We start from the raw sequence: 14,373 nt of genomic DNA, 5'->3' as shown, positions 1-14,373 counted from the left end.
ATTTGCAACGGTGGAAGGAGGGGAAGACTTATTGCTGGCTGAAGACATTGTTTTTTACAGGTATTTTAAGCGCGCACATCGCGCAGCGAATTATAATGCGCTTAATGGAAAACCCTACCCAATTCGTCCAATGGCTGCGCTCAGTCGCGCCCTACATCCACGCCTTTCGCGGCAAGACCTTCGTGGTCGCCTTCCCCGGTGAACTCGTCAGCGCCGGGGCGCTGCAGGTGCTGGCCCATGATTTGTCCCTGCTGCATGCGCTGGACATCAATGTCACCGTCGTCTACGGCTCGCGGCCGCAGGTGGCGGAACAACTGGCCTTGCGTAACGTCGAAGGCCGCTTCCACAACGGCGTGCGCATCACGGACATCGCCGCGCTGGAATGCGCGAAGGAAGCCGCCGGCGAGCTGCGCCTCGATATCGAGGCCGCGTTCAGCCAGGGCTTGCCGAACACGCCCATGTCGCATGCGGCCATCCGTATCATTTCCGGCAACTTCATCACGGCGCGCCCGCTGGGCGTGATCGATGGCGTGGATCTGGAACTGACGGGCATCACGCGCAAGGTCGACGCCGAAACCATCCATTCCATCCTCGGTTCGGACGGCCTGGTGCTGCTGTCGCCGCTGGGCTTTTCGCCGACGGGCGAAGCGTTCAACCTGACCATGGAAGACGTGGCCTGCAGCGCCGCCATCGCCCTGCACGCGGACAAGCTGATTTTCATCACGGAAACACCGATGATGGAAGACGCGACGGGCGTGGAAATCCGCGAACTGTCATCGCACCAGGCCGAAGCCGTGCTGATGGCGGGCTTCCTGCCCGACGCCACGGCGTTTTACCTGAAACATTGCGTCAAAGCATGCCACAACGGCGTCGAGCGCTCGCACATCGTGCCGTTCTCGATGGATGGTTCCGCCCTGCTGGAATTGTTTACCCATGATGGCGTGGGCACCATGATCAGCCATGAAAACCTGGAAAGCTTGCGCCAGGCCACCATCGAAGACGTGGGCGGCATCATCAAACTGATCGAGCCGCTGGAAGCGGACGGCACTTTGGTGAAGCGGGGCCGCGAGCTGATCGAGCGCGAAATCGATTATTTCTCCGTCATCGAGCATGATGGCGTGATCTTCGGCTGCGCCGCCCTGTACCCGTTCCCCGCGCAAAAGATGGCAGAAATGGCATGTTTGACGGTGAACCCGGAAGTGCAAGCTCAAGGCGATGGCGAGCGCATCCTGAAACACATGGAAAACCGCGCCCGCGCCGCCGGCCTGAACAAGCTGTTCGTGCTGACCACGCGCACTTCGCACTGGTTCAAGAAACGGGGCTTCGTGCCGGCCACGGTCGACGATTTGCCGAAGGACCGCCAGCATATGTATAACTGGCAACGTAAATCCCAGGTGCTGATCAAGACACTGTAAAACTGAAAAAGCCCGGCATGCCGGGCTTTTTCTTTACTGAAACACCTTTACTGAAACACCATTACTTGATGTTCAGCGGGGCAAACGACTTGACCAGGTCGTCCAGTGCCTTCAATTGCGCCAGGAACGGCTCCAGCTGGTCCAGCGGCAAGGCGCTGGGGCCGTCGCAGCGGGCGTTGTCCGGATCAGGGTGAGCTTCCAGGAACAGACCGGCGATGCCGACGGCCAGGCCGGCGCGGGCCAGGTCCGCCACTTGCTGGCGGCGGCCGCCCGAAGCGGCGCCGCCGGGGTCGCGCTGCTGCAGCGCATGCGTGACGTCGAAGATGATCGGCAAGTCGTCGCACGTCTTTTTCATGACGCCAAAGCCCAGCATGTCGACCACCAGGTTGTCGTAGCCGAGGCAGGTGCCGCGGTCGCAAAGGATCAGTTGATCGTTGCCCGCTTCCTTGAATTTCTCGACGATATTGGCCATCTGCCCAGGGCTGAGGAATTGCGGCTTCTTGATGTTGATCACTTTACCGGTTTTCGCCAGGGCCACGACGAGGTCCGTCTGGCGCGCGAGGAAGGCGGGCAATTGCAGCACGTCCACCACTTCGGCCACCTGCTGCGCCTGCCATGGTTCATGCACGTCGGTAATCACGGGCACGCCGAACGCCGCCTTCACGTCCTGGAAGATGCGCATGCCTTCTTCCAGGCCCGGACCGCGGTAGGAATGGATCGATGAACGGTTGGCCTTGTCGAAACTGGCCTTGAACACATATGGAATGCCCAGTTTTTGCGTGACGCGCACGTATTCTTCGCAAGCGCGCATGGCGAGATCGCGCGATTCGAGCACGTTGATGCCGCCAAACAGCGCAAAGCTGCCTGTATTGCTGACATCGATGCCATGGACTTTCACTGAGGTCATAGGGATTCCATATTGGTTAATTATTACTACTTGGTTGGAAGAGGCGCCGCCAGCGGCTGGCGCGATAAGGCATCTTACTAGCTAGGGCGGCGCAGATCAAATTTGATCCAGCGCAAGGGCGCGGCAAACGGCGTGTCGCCAGGCCGCGACGGCCCCGCGAGGGCAGGCGCAAAGTACCTTATAATCACGCTTTATCTCTACACTGATTCAGGAGCACAGATGGCCCGCACGATCCACTGCATCAAACTCAACAAGGAAGCCGAAGGACTGGATTTCCCGCCGTACCCGGGCGAACTGGGCAAGAAGATTTACGAATGCGTGTCGAAGGAAGCGTGGGCTGCCTGGCTCAAGCACCAGACCATGCTGGTCAATGAAAACCGCCTGAACCTGGCCGACGCGCGCGCCCGCAAATACCTGGCCACGCAGATGGAAAAGCATTTCTTCGGCGATGGCGCCGATGCGGCCATGGGTTACGTTCCACCTACGGAATAAGCTGTATCGCTTGCCCGTGACCACGTCACGGGCAGTGACGCCTTCGTTTCACGCCTTTCCCCGCCGTTTCACGGCACCGCCTCCCCGTTTCGTCGCAAGCCGCTCGCCGCCCACGCCGCCGGCTGGCACAGTACGTCCATCGACAACCTCACACCAAGGCGGACACCATGTTGCAGCAAATCTTCAGCCACACTCCCCTCTACGTCTGGGCCATCCTGGGCTTTCTCGTCTACCGCGGCGTGCTGGCCAGCCGCGCCCGCGAAGTGACCTTGCGCAAGCTGTGCATCATTCCCCTGGTCATGCTGGCCCTGTCGCTGAGCGGCGTACATGGCAGTTTCGGCTTGGCCGGCGTGGCGCCGTTCGCCTGGGTCGCCGGCGCGCTGGCCGGCGCGGCGCTGGCATGGTCGCTGACCAAGACAGACACCATCGTGGCCATTCCCGAACGGGGCAGCGTGCAGCGCCCCGGCAGCTGGGTACCCATGATCTTGATGATGAGCATTTTCTGCATGAAATATGCGGTCGCCGTGACCCTGGCCATCGCCCCCGCCTATGCCCATGCGAGCGGCTTCATCGTACCTGTCTGTCTCGCCTACGGCTGTTTCAGCGGCATCTTCCTCGGCGGCTTGCTGCGCACCGTGGCCGTGTACCGCCAGGCACACATGACAAGCGGCCCGCAAGGGGCCGCCGTTTAACACATCTATGCCGGCGAACGCCGGCTATCATCTTAGTACGCCAGGGTACGCACGCCTTCCGGCATGCCCAGCAGGCAAACGTTGGCGCCGCGCACGGCGAACAGGCCGACAGCGATGACGCCGACGATCTGGTTGATCTGCTGTTCCAGCGCCACCGGGTCGGCAATTTTCAAGCCCAGCACGTCGATGATCTCGCCGCCGTTATCCGTAATGAACGCTTCGGTAGTGCCTGCCTTCAGGCGCAGGCGGGGCGTGCCGCCCAGCGCGGCCAGCTGGCGCGACACGGCGGCGCGCGCCATCGGCACCACTTCCACCGGCAGCGGGAAGGCGCCCAGGGTTTCCACCAGCTTGGAGCCGTCGGCGATGCAGACGAACTGTTTGGATACGGAAGCAACGATCTTTTCACGCGTCAATGCCGCGCCGCCGCCCTTGATCATGGCGCCGCTGGCCGTGATTTCATCGGCGCCGTCGATGTAGACGGCGATCGACTCGACATCGTTCAAGTCGAAGACGGGAATGCCATGGCCGGCCAGGCGCGCGGCCGTCGCTTCGGACGACGCGACCGTGCCTTTGATGCTGTCCTTGATCTTGGCCAGTTCATCGATGAAGAAATTGGCGGTGGAACCGGTGCCGACGCCGATGATTTCACCTTTTACTACGTAGTCGATGGCGGCGCGGGCTACGGCTTGCTTCAATTCGTCTTGGGTCATGGCATTCAGGCTAAAGTGAGGAATGGCGCTATTTTAACGGATTGCCAGCCCGGCCAGCCGGCCATCATGACCGACAAGGCGCCGCGATACAACAGGCAAGCGCGAAAACCTTGCCCTAAGGCAATTGCGCGTCCATTTACACTCTATGCCCTTTAAAATATGCGAAAATGGCACGATTGACCGATATGACGTTTCAGGAATAGCACATGAATCACAGTAAACAGGTACTTGTTGTCGATGACAGCCGGGTTTCACGTTTGATGTCGCATCAGTTCATCCTCAGCAAACATGCCGACTGGCAAGTGATTGAGGCGGCGACGGGTGAGGAAGCCCTGGAAAAAGTCAAGACCGCCACCCCTGTGCTGATACTACTGGATGTCAACATGCCCGGCATGGGCGGCATCGCGGCGGCGGAACAATTGCGCGCGCTGTGTCCGCAGACGCACATCATTCTCGTCACGGCCAATGTGCAGAACGCCACCCGCAACCGCGCCAGCGAACTGGGCGTCGGCTTCATGGAAAAACCGATCACGGAAACGCGCATCCACCAGCTGATCGAATCACTGGGACTGTGAGCATGGTCAATCTTTCCGAACTCGAGAATGATGCCCTGGTAGAGATATTCAACATCGGGGTGGGCCATGCGGCGGCGGCCATGAGCGAGATCGTGAATGAAGAAGTCACCATGTCGGTGCCGTCGATCACCTTCCTGAACCGTGCCGACGCGGCCGCCTTGCTGGGCAGCAAGAAGGATGGCGAACGCATCTGCGGCGTCAGCCAGCATTACGATGGCGCTTTCGCCACCGAAGCCATCCTGATGTTTCCCGAGGACAAGAGCCTGGAAATCGTGCGCCTGATGGTGGGCGACGCCATGCCGCTGCAGGAACTGACGGAGATGGAACAGGAGGCGATGAGCGAGATCGGCAACATCATCCTCAACTCCTGCGTCGGCACCCTGGCCAACCTGTTCGACAGCGAACTGCATGGCTCGCTGCCCCTGTACCACGTGGGCACCAGTGCGGAAATCCTGTCCTCGTTCGGCGGCCAGGATGACGAAGCCGTCGTGCTGATGCTGCATATCGACTTCGTGCTGTCCAAGCACCAGATCCATGGCTATGTGGCCTTCGTGCTCGACCTGTCCGCCCTGCACGACCTGAAACAGCAGGTCAGCCGCTACCTGGCCAAGGTCCTGGGACAGGCGTGACGATCATGCCGGATGCATTGCATCGACTCGCCCTGCTCGAGAGCATACTCGGCGCCGTGAACCTGGGCGCCATCGTGCTCGATGAACAGCACCGCATCGTGCTGTGGAACAGCTGGATGGCGCGCCACTCGGCCCGCCAGGCCGACGCCGTGCTGGGCCAGGATTTCTTCGCCGTCTTCCCGGAAATGCGGCACAAGCGCATCGATTCGGCCATCACCCAGGCCCTGCGCGACAATTTCCAGTCGCTGCTGTCGCAAACCCTGCACAAGGCGCCGTTTGCGCTGTACACGCATGGCGCGGCCACGGGCGGCAACGACGCCGAGGAACGCATGCAGCAAGCCATCGCCGTCACACCGATCAATTTACCCGATTCGCCGCGCCACTGCCTGATCCAGATCAATGACGTCACCATCGCCGTGGGACGCGAAAAGCTGCTGCGCGAACAGACCATGGTCTTGCGCTCGCAAACCTTTTCCGACGGATTGACGGGCATCGCCAACCGCCGCCACTTCGACGTGGCGATCGAGAAGGAAGTGCGGCGCGCCATGCGCACCAGCAGCCCGCTGTCGCTGCTGATGATCGACATCGACCACTTCAAGGATTACAACGACCATTACGGCCACCAGCAGGGCGATGATTGCCTGATCCGCGTGGCAGCCGAGCTGGCCGCCATGCTGCAGCGCCCCACCGACTTGCTGGCCCGCTATGGCGGCGAAGAGTTTGCCGCCATCCTGCCCGATACGGACGCGGCGCAGGCGCTGCGCATGGCCGAGGCGATCCGCCAGCATGCGGCCGACCTGCGCATTCCGCATGCCAAGACGGGCAATGAGGTCAAGCACATCACGGTCAGCATCGGCATCGCCACGCAGTACCCGCAGCAGCCGCTGGCCATCTCCGCCCTGATCGGCGCCGCCGACCGCGCCCTGTACCAGGCCAAGGGCGCCGGGCGCAACCGCGTGATGGCGCAGTCGCTATAAAAAAAGCAACGCAGGGCAAAGGATTCCAGTAGACATCTTTACGGCGTGTGCGTAGACTCGTCACTGATTGCAGCAACAATAACAAGAATTTATCTGTGGTATCTATCCCTGCGCATGGCCCACCCATGCGGGACATGGCCAGGAGCGCTTGTGAATCTCGATCCTCCCCTCATATCCGGCTTGCCGGGTGCCGGCATGGATACGACCATGGTGAACGGCATGCGCCTGCTGCTGTCGAGCGCCACCTTGCTGACCCTGTTCATCGACCCCGAAAGCGCCGGCAAGCTGAGCAAGATCACCTGGCTGATCTTTTCCGCCTACACCATGCACAGCCTGCTGCTCTATTTGCTGACCCTGCTGGGCCTCAGCCTGCCGCAGGATATCTTGCTGTACTGGCTGGACGTGGCCTGGTATGCGCTGATCGTGTTTTCCACCAGCAGCCACAACAATTTATTCTTCCTGTTCTTTTTCTTTGCCATCCTGACCTCGTCGTTCCAGCGGGGCTTCGAGGAAGGTGCGCGCGTCACCCTGGCCTCGGCCGGCCTGTTTGCCGCCACCGCCCTGTTCGGCGAAACGGATGCGGAACTGTCGCGCCTGCTATTGCGCACCACCTTCCTGCTGGCGCTCGGCTACATGATCGCCTACTGGGGCGGCTCGGCCATCACCCAGCGCAGCCACCTGGCGCTGCTGCGCGATGTCAGCCAGCTGTCCAATCCGCGCTTCGGCGTCGACCAGACCATCACCTCGGTGCTGGAAAAAACCCGCAGTTATTTCAACGGCCGCAGTTGCCTGCTGATCATGCAGGACAAGGGCACGCGGGTCTGGTCCCTGCGCAGCGTGATTCATACGGGCACGGGCGTCGTGCATACGAGTTCGATCCTCAGCGACGATGCGGCCAGTCCCCTGCTCGCTTTCCCGTACGACAAGATCGCCCTGTACAACCAGCCCGCCGGCCGCTGGCTGCCATGGTCAGGCGGCGCGCGCATGCTCGAGCCCGACAGCGGGCGCTGGCTGCGGCACGACGACGCGGCAGGCGGCCGCCTGGCCGAACTGCTCGAAGCGCACGCCTTCATCAGCGCGCCGCTGCCCTTGCGCAATGGCAAGGGCCGCATCTTCATCGTGTCCGCCACCAGCATGAGCAAGACGGACGCCCTGTTTCTCAGCCATATCGGCGCGCAGGCGTTCCCCGTCATTGAAAACATCGATCTGCTCGACCGCCTGGCGTCGCAGGCGGCCTCGCGCGAGCGCGAAAAGATCGCGCGCGACTTGCATGACACGGCCGTGCAGCCGTATATCGGCTTGCGCCATGGCCTGGCCGCCCTGCGCAACGAAGCCACGCCGGGCAACCCGCTGCTGCCGGAGCTGGAAAAGCTGATCATCATGTCGGGCCAGGTGATCACCGACCTGCGCAGCTACGCGCGCACGTTCAAGAACGGGCAAGTGCAAAGCGAGCCGGAACTGCTGGTCGCGCTGCGCCGCCAGGCCACGCAGATCCGCGAATTCTATGGCATCGACATCGCCCTGCATATCGAAGGCGACCTGCACATCAACGACCGCCTGGCGGCCGAAGTGTTCCAGATCGTCAACGAAGGCATGAGCAATATCCGCAAGCATACGTCGGCGCGCCATGGCGCCGTCAAGCTGACCTGCGTGCAGGGCGCACTGCACATCAGCATCGACAACGAATGCGCCGCCGCGCACGTCCCCGACTTCCTGCCCGACTCGCTGGCCGAGCGCGCCGCCGCCCTGGGCGGCACCGCCCGCGTCACGCATGGCATGCTGGGCAACACCTCCGTGCAGATCGAGATCCCCATATGAATGACTTACGCCACATCCCTCCGGCCGGCCATGTCATCAGCGTCATGCTGGTGGACGATCACAAGACCATGCTGTGGGGCCTGGAGCGGCTGATCGGCGGCGAGCACTCGGGCATGCGCGTGGTCGCCACGGCGTCCGACAGCGCCGAGGCGCTGGAGCAGGCGAAGGCGCTGCAACCGGATGTGATCGTGCTGGACCTGGACCTGGGCGGCATCAGCTCGCTGGCCATCCTGCCCGCGCTGGCGCAGTGCGGCAGCACGCGCGTGCTGGTGCTGACGGCCAGCCACGACCAGGCCATCCTGGACCAGACGGTACTGAAAGGCGCGCGCGGCATCGTCAGCAAGGACGCGCCGGCGGAAATGGTCTTGAAAGCCATCGAAAAGGTGTACCAGGGCGAACTGTGGCTGGAACACGCGATGCTGGGACGCATGCTGACGCAGCTGACCCAGCCCGGCGGCGGGTCGGCGCAAGCCATCGCCGTCGCCAGCCTGACCCTCAAGGAAAGAAAGATCATCGCCGCGCTGGTGCACGGCAGCGGCACGCCGGCCAAGCTGCTGGCGGACCAGCTGTTCATCTCCGAACACACCTTGCGCAATCACCTGACGTCGATCTACCGCAAGCTGGGCGTGTACAACCGCCTGGAACTGTACGCCTACGCCACCAAGCACCAGCTGGGCCAATTGCCGCCCGGCGCCTGACGCCGCCCTCCTGCACGGCCACTGCACGGCCGCGCACGCCCTTCCCCGCCACCTCCCTGCGCCAGCCACCGGCTCGGCCTCCCTTCGCCCCTGCGCGCCAAACTCGACCATGACAATTGTCACGAAAAAAACAAGCAGTTCCTCCTCGCAATAAAAGGATGTTCTTCTGATGTAGATCAAGGTGCCGACTTCTATAGTGGATTTACCGGAGTGCAAATCACCGCGCGGCCCACCACAACACGGAGCACAGCATGCGCTTTGACAAGTTTCTTCCGACAGCCCTGATCACCTATTTACAGGGCAAGGAAAAGGCTGCGTTCTACCGCTATGCACTTGTGGCGGCCCTCATGGCGGTGGTCTGCATCATCGGACTGCTGGCACTGGGCGAAAGTCCATGAGTGCGCCAGGAAGCAACGCTGCCATGCCGTTTTACCCACCGCTGTACCTTAACCACCACCAGGAGTTGTCATGAACCTCATCAAAAACTTTATCCGCGAAGAAGATGGCGTCACCGCAATCGAGTATGGCCTGATCGCTGCCCTGATTGCCGTAGTGATCATCGCTGCCGTCACCATCGTCGGCACGCAGCTGAAAAAAACGTTCAGCACCATCGGCACCAAGCTCACCTCCGCCAATACCGCTGCCGCCTGAACACGGTACTCCGGGCTGGCACGTCGCCAGTCCGGTTACCGCCAGGTCAACGCCACAGGCAAGTTTCCCCCTGCTCACCTATCAGAGGCCCATCGTGAAAACTCTCTTCAGCCGTTTATCCGACGAGTCCGCCGTCACGGCGATCGAGTACGCGCTGCTGGCGGGCCTGATCGCGGCAGTGCTGGTGATCACTATCACCCTGCTCGGTGACCAGGTCAAGCTGCTGTTTGTCTACGTCAAGGACCAAGTGGTCCTGGCCCTGTCATGAATACCCTGCGCGCCTCGCTGCGCACCCACCGCGCCCTGCTGCTGATCGTGCTGCTGTATGCCGCCGCCGCGGCACTGCTGGCCGGCGGCCTGCCCAGCGCCTCGGACACCCTCAACGTACTGGCCGGCTTCCTCGTGGCCATCCTCACGGGCCCCGTCTTCATCCTGTGCGGCTACACCATCCATGTCATGGTGGTGAAACGCCCGCACCGCCTGTGCCACTATCTGTACCACGATCTGCGCCGCTACCTGAGCAACGAGCGCCTGCTGCACGCGCTGCCAGCCATGCTGCTGATCCCCATATTCGCCTCCAGCTTCACCGTCTTCAAGGCCGCCATCCCCCGCCTGCATCCGTACACCTGGGATGCCAGCCTGTCCGCCTGGGACATGGCGCTGCATGGCGGCAAGGCCCCATGGGAAAGGCTGCAGCCGCTGCTGGGCCACCCGCTCATCACGGGCCTGCTCAACTTCAGTTACCACTTCTGGTTCTTCCTGTTCTACGCCATCCTGTACTGGCTCATCCTCGATACCCGCCGGCCCCTGCTGCGCATGCAGTTCCTGCTCAGCTTTGCGCTGACCTGGATCGCCCTGGGCAGCATCCTGGCCGTGCTGTTTGCCTCGGTCGGCCCCTGCTACTACGGCCACCTGCACGCCAGCGACCCGTATGCGCCGCTGATGGCTTACCTGCATGACGCCAACCAGCACGTCCCCGTGTGGGCCCTGCAAGTGCAGGACATGCTGTGGCAAGGCTATCAAAGCAAGGGCACGAACGGCGAACTGGGCATCTCCGCCATGCCCAGCATGCATGTGGCCACGGCCGTGCTGATGGCGATCATGGGCTGGAAAGTGAGCCGCGCCGCCGGGCTCGCCCTGTCCGCCTTCGCCGTGCTGATCCTGCTCGGCTCCATCCACCTGGGCTGGCACTATGCGCTCGACGGTTATGTGGGTGCGGCCGGCGCGGCGCTGGTGTGGCACCTGGTAGGACGCATGCTGGGCAGCCAGGCCGCAGCCCCTGCCATGAACCTGGCCACGGCGCCCTGCCTGAGCAAGGGAGGACTGACATCATGAGCGCCCGCCTGCCCATGCTGCTGTGCCTGGCCGTGCTGGCCACCCTGCTCGCCGCCGCGCTGTGGCACGACCTGCGCACGCGCCGCATCCCCAATCTGCTGGTGCTGTGGGGCACGCTGGCGGGGCTGATCCTGAACAGCTTCGTGCCATCCGGCGCCGGCCTGTTCGACGCCTCCTTCGGCGGCCTGGGCCTGCTGCAGGCGCTGGCCGGCGCCGGCGCCGGACTGGCCCTGCTGCTGCCCATGTACCTGCTGCGCGCCCTCGGCGCCGGCGACGTCAAATTGATGGCCATGTGCGGCGCTTTCCTCGGTCCCGATGCGGTGCTGGAAGCGGCCCTGCTGACCTTCCTGTGCGGCGGCGTGCTGGCCTTGGCCGCCGCGCTGGCAGGCCGCCGCCTGCGCCTGGTGCTGCGCAACACCTATCACATGATGCTGGGCGCGCTGCTGCACAGCCTTGCCGGCGGCGCCGCCACGATCGCCGAGCCGCCGCCAGCCACCGGCAAGCTGGCCTACGCCTTCGCCATTGCCAGCGGCACCGCGCTGCAGGTGTTCCTGCAATACCACCATCTGTGGAGCCTGCGCTGAAACGCGCCGCTCCGACGACCAGCCACCACAGGACCCGACCATGCACACCCTCGCCACCCTCTGCCACTCGCGCCACGCCAGCCTGTTCACCAGCATCGCCATGGCTTGCCTGTGGACCTTCTTCGCCAGTGCCCACGTGGTGGGATTCCTGCAGGGCGGCGACTGGAGCTATTTGCTGTTCTGCGCCGCCGAAACCCTGGCCGCCCTGTTCTTCATCGTGCGCTCGGCCCCCGTCAGCGTCTCCACCGATGCGGGCGACTGGCTGCTGGCCATCGGCGCCACCTTCGCCCCCTTCCTGCTCTCGCCCGCCGACATGGCCATCTGGCCCGGCGCGCGCTACCTGCTGGCCCTCGGCAGCCTGCTGCAGATCGCCGGCCTGCTGTCGCTGAACCGCAGCTTCGGCCTGGTGGCGGCGCAGCGCGAAATCAAGACGGGCGGCGCCTACCGCGTGGTGCGCCATCCGCTGTATGCCAGCTACCTGATTTCCCTGAGCGGCTACCTGCTGGCCAATACCTCGCCCGTGAATGGCGTCGTGTACGTGCTGGCCATGCTGATGCTGGTGGCGCGTTTGCTGCGCGAAGAGCGCTTCCTGTCCACCGACGTGCGCTACCGCGTCTACATGCGGCAGGTGAAGTACCGCCTGCTGCCCTTCATTTTCTGATAACCGGCCACCCAAGCAAGAGGAGTAATTATCATGCCTGACACCTATCCAGAACGCAGCGACGGCGGCGGCATCGAGCCGGCGGCCAAGCGCGCGCCACGCACGGTCGAGGAAACGGGATTGCCCTTCCTGTTCCTGGTCGAACTGCTGGTCAAGATACTCTTCCTGCGCGGCCAGATCGGCCTGCCAGCCCTGTCGACGCACGTGAAACTGGGCGCCGGCGTACTCGAACCGCTGCTGACCTTCATGCGCGCCGAAAAGCTGTGCGAGGCACGCCGCAACGGCGGCAGCGGCACCGACGCCGACCTGTATTACCTGCTGGGCGACCAGGGCCGCCTGCGCGCCGCCGAATACATGCGCCGCAATGCCTACAGCGGTCCCGCCCCCGTCACCCTGGCCGACTACAGCAACCAGGTGCTGGCGCAAAGCGTGGCGGACATGCAGGTCACCCGCGACGACGTGCAGCGCGAATTTCGCGACGTGGTGGCCAGTTCGGCCGTGCTCGACCAGCTGGGCGCGGCCATGAATTCCGGGCGCGCCCTGTTCTTCCACGGCCCCGCCGGCAGCGGCAAGAGCTACCTGGCCGAGCGCCTGAACGGCCTGCTCAGCGGCGCCATCGCCCTGCCCCATGCCGTGATGGTCGACGGCGAAGTGCTGCCCTTCCTCGACCCCATGCTGCACACCCTGTCGCACGGCGGCTCCGTGCCGCCCGACCCGCGCTGGGTACGCGCCGAGCGTCCCGCCGTGCTGACGGGCGGCGAGCTGACGCTCGACATGCTGGACCTGCAATTCGACCAGGGTAACCGCCTGTACCAGGCGCCGCCGCACCTGAAGGCCAACAACGGCATCTTCATCATCGACGACCTGGGCCGCCAGCGCTGCTCGCCCGTGGAACTGATGAACCGCTGGATCGTGCCGATGGCGCGGCATATCGATTACCTGTCGCTGCACACGGGCTACAAATTCCCCGTGCCCTTCGACGTCATCGTCGTGTTCTCGTCGAACCTGGCGCCGCAGCACCTGGCCGACGACTCCTTCCTGCGCCGCATCGGCTACAAGATCCACGTGGGCCCCCTGAGCGCCTACCACTACCTGGCCGTGTTCCGCAGCACCTGCGCCCAGCTGGGCATCAATTTCGACGAAGCCTCCTACACCTACCTGCTGCACCTGCACAGCCAGTACCAGCGGCCCTTGCTGGCCTGCTATCCGCGCGACATCCTGGCGCAGGTGTGCGACCAGGCGCGCTATGAAGACCACGCGGCGCAGCTGAATCCGGAAGTGCTGCTATGGGCATGGAAAAACTATTTCGGCAGCGATGACGACCTTGCAAGCACACATAACGGACCGGCAGCGGTCCAGCACAAAGGGGAAGCAAAATGAGAAACGCACGCGCTCTGACGATGATGGCCATTGCGGTCATCCTGGCGTTCGCCGCGGTCATCGTGGCCGCGCGCTGGATCAATGCCCAAGCCTCGGGCAACATCAACAAGGTGGCCGTGGCCCAGGTCGACATCAGCCTGGGTGCGCGCCTCACGCCCGACATGGTCCGCATGGTGGACTGGCCATCGAACGCGCTGCCGCCGGGCGCCGTCAACGATCCGAAACTGCTGGAAACGCGCGTCACGCGCACCAGCATCCAGCACGGCGAACCGATCATGGAAGGCAAGCTGGCGCCTCCCGGCACGCAAGGCGGCCTGTCGGCCGTCGTCGCCGAGGGCAAGCGCGCCATGACCGTGCGCGTCAACGACGTGGTGGGCGTGGCCGGCTTCGCCCTGCCCGGCAACTTCGTCGACATCCTCGTCAACACCCAGGGCGAAGGGGCGCGCAAGACACCGGACCGCGATCCGAACATATCCAAGATCGTGCTCGAACGCATCCTCGTGCTGGCCATCGCCCAGGAATCGAGCCGCGACGACACCAAGCCCAAGGTGGTCAACGCCGTGACCCTGGAGCTGACGCCGGAGCAGGCGGAAAAACTCGACCTGGCGCGCAGCGTAGGCACCCTGTCGCTGGTGCTGCGCAACCAGGTCGAGGACAAGCCCGTCAACACGGAAGGCGCCACCAAGTCCAGTTTGCTCGATGAAAAAGTCGCCATGGCAGCCCCCGCCGCCATGGTGCAAGCCAAGCCGCTCCCCCGCCGCCGTCCTGCCGCAGCAGCTGCGCCACAGGCCGGTCCACGCGTCGATGTCATCAAGGGGCTGGAACGCAGCTCCCAACAATTCTAACCTG

The 14,373-nt window shown here is 63.5% G+C and carries 18 protein-coding genes; 16 read left to right on the top strand and 2 right to left on the bottom strand.

The genetic code is table 11. From position 1 onward, the window contains the following. Window positions 1–104 precede the first annotated feature (104 nt). Window positions 105–1,415: an amino-acid N-acetyltransferase gene (argA, locus tag NCG91_RS15790; protein WP_046685875.1), complete on the top strand. Its 1,311-nt coding sequence runs from the start codon at window positions 105–107 to the stop codon at window positions 1,413–1,415. Between the two features lie 61 nt (window positions 1,416–1,476). Here argA and kdsA read toward each other — a convergent pair whose 3' ends face one another. Continuing rightward, a complete protein-coding gene (gene kdsA / locus NCG91_RS15785) occupies window positions 1,477–2,322 on the bottom strand; it encodes a 3-deoxy-8-phosphooctulonate synthase (protein WP_034750794.1) in 846 nt (281 codons plus the stop codon). A 219-nt stretch (window positions 2,323–2,541) separates the two neighbouring features. Here kdsA and NCG91_RS15780 point away from each other — a divergent pair, with 219 nt between their 5' ends. Beyond that, window positions 2,542–2,814 carry an oxidative damage protection protein gene (locus tag NCG91_RS15780; protein WP_251350354.1) on the top strand — a complete coding sequence of 91 codons (273 nt, stop codon included), beginning with the start codon at window positions 2,542–2,544 and terminating at the stop codon, window positions 2,812–2,814. A 122-nt stretch (window positions 2,815–2,936) separates the two neighbouring features. Next, window positions 2,937–3,506, top strand: coding sequence for a DUF6622 family protein (locus tag NCG91_RS15775; protein WP_354004624.1), 570 nt, complete (start codon window positions 2,937–2,939; stop codon window positions 3,504–3,506). A gap of 32 nt (window positions 3,507–3,538) precedes the next feature. Here NCG91_RS15775 and rpiA read toward each other — a convergent pair whose 3' ends face one another. After that, on the bottom strand, window positions 3,539–4,216 hold the full coding sequence (gene rpiA / locus NCG91_RS15770; protein WP_077407708.1) for a ribose-5-phosphate isomerase RpiA: 678 nt from the start codon (window positions 4,214–4,216) through the stop codon (window positions 3,539–3,541). A gap of 206 nt (window positions 4,217–4,422) precedes the next feature. Here rpiA and NCG91_RS15765 point away from each other — a divergent pair, with 206 nt between their 5' ends. The 13 genes from NCG91_RS15765 to cpaB all read left to right on the top strand — a co-directional run bounded on the left by NCG91_RS15765 (window position 4,423) and on the right by cpaB (window position 14,369). After that, window positions 4,423–4,791 (top strand): response regulator, encoded by a 369-nt coding sequence (locus NCG91_RS15765; protein WP_077407710.1) that lies wholly within the window; start codon window positions 4,423–4,425, stop codon window positions 4,789–4,791. A gap of 2 nt (window positions 4,792–4,793) precedes the next feature. Further along, entirely contained in the window at window positions 4,794–5,420 is a 627-nt protein-coding gene (locus NCG91_RS15760) for a chemotaxis protein CheC (RefSeq protein ID WP_034786994.1), read from the top strand. A 5-nt stretch (window positions 5,421–5,425) separates the two neighbouring features. Next, window positions 5,426–6,397: a sensor domain-containing diguanylate cyclase gene (locus tag NCG91_RS15755; protein WP_251350352.1), complete on the top strand. Its 972-nt coding sequence runs from the start codon at window positions 5,426–5,428 to the stop codon at window positions 6,395–6,397. 150 nt (window positions 6,398–6,547) lie between these two features. Next, window positions 6,548–8,215, top strand: a complete 1,668-nt coding sequence (locus NCG91_RS28105; protein ID WP_180278712.1) for a sensor histidine kinase — start codon at window positions 6,548–6,550, stop codon at window positions 8,213–8,215. Next, the gene (locus NCG91_RS15745) at window positions 8,212–8,913 is read left to right on the top strand and encodes a response regulator (protein ID WP_251350351.1); all 702 of its coding nucleotides are present in this window, start codon (window positions 8,212–8,214) and stop codon (window positions 8,911–8,913) included. The genes NCG91_RS28105 and NCG91_RS15745 overlap by 4 nt, the downstream gene beginning before the upstream one ends. Before the next feature lie 251 nt (window positions 8,914–9,164). Further along, on the top strand, window positions 9,165–9,311 hold the full coding sequence (locus NCG91_RS15740; RefSeq protein WP_158300249.1) for a hypothetical protein: 147 nt from the start codon (window positions 9,165–9,167) through the stop codon (window positions 9,309–9,311). A gap of 70 nt (window positions 9,312–9,381) precedes the next feature. Further along, a complete protein-coding gene (locus tag NCG91_RS15735; protein ID WP_035821247.1) occupies window positions 9,382–9,564 on the top strand; it encodes a Flp family type IVb pilin in 183 nt (60 codons plus the stop codon). A gap of 94 nt (window positions 9,565–9,658) precedes the next feature. Next, window positions 9,659–9,832 (top strand): Flp family type IVb pilin, encoded by a 174-nt coding sequence (locus tag NCG91_RS15730; RefSeq protein WP_077407717.1) that lies wholly within the window; start codon window positions 9,659–9,661, stop codon window positions 9,830–9,832. Further along, complete coding sequence (locus tag NCG91_RS15725; protein ID WP_251350350.1) at window positions 9,829–10,899, top strand: phosphatase PAP2 family protein; 1,071 nt, start codon at window positions 9,829–9,831, stop codon at window positions 10,897–10,899. Before NCG91_RS15730 ends, NCG91_RS15725 begins: the two co-directional genes overlap by 4 nt. Next, window positions 10,896–11,483 carry a prepilin peptidase gene (locus NCG91_RS15720; RefSeq protein ID WP_251350349.1) on the top strand — a complete coding sequence of 196 codons (588 nt, stop codon included), beginning with the start codon at window positions 10,896–10,898 and terminating at the stop codon, window positions 11,481–11,483. Before NCG91_RS15725 ends, NCG91_RS15720 begins: the two co-directional genes overlap by 4 nt. A 40-nt stretch (window positions 11,484–11,523) precedes the next feature. Further along, window positions 11,524–12,144: a methyltransferase family protein gene (locus tag NCG91_RS15715; protein WP_251350348.1), complete on the top strand. Its 621-nt coding sequence runs from the start codon at window positions 11,524–11,526 to the stop codon at window positions 12,142–12,144. Between the two features lie 33 nt (window positions 12,145–12,177). Next, window positions 12,178–13,524, top strand: coding sequence for a DUF8689 domain-containing protein (locus tag NCG91_RS15710; protein WP_180278711.1), 1,347 nt, complete (start codon window positions 12,178–12,180; stop codon window positions 13,522–13,524). After that, window positions 13,521–14,369 carry a Flp pilus assembly protein CpaB gene (gene cpaB, locus NCG91_RS15705; protein ID WP_099666909.1) on the top strand — a complete coding sequence of 283 codons (849 nt, stop codon included), beginning with the start codon at window positions 13,521–13,523 and terminating at the stop codon, window positions 14,367–14,369. The genes NCG91_RS15710 and cpaB overlap by 4 nt, the downstream gene beginning before the upstream one ends. The last annotated feature ends 4 nt before the right edge of the window (window positions 14,370–14,373 follow it).

This window comes from Janthinobacterium kumbetense (assembly GCF_023703445.1).
Classification (GTDB): domain Bacteria; phylum Pseudomonadota; class Gammaproteobacteria; order Burkholderiales; family Burkholderiaceae_D; genus Janthinobacterium; species Janthinobacterium kumbetense.
Note: the sequence above shows the minus strand (reverse complement) of the source record. Positions and strands in the feature narration are given on the sequence as shown.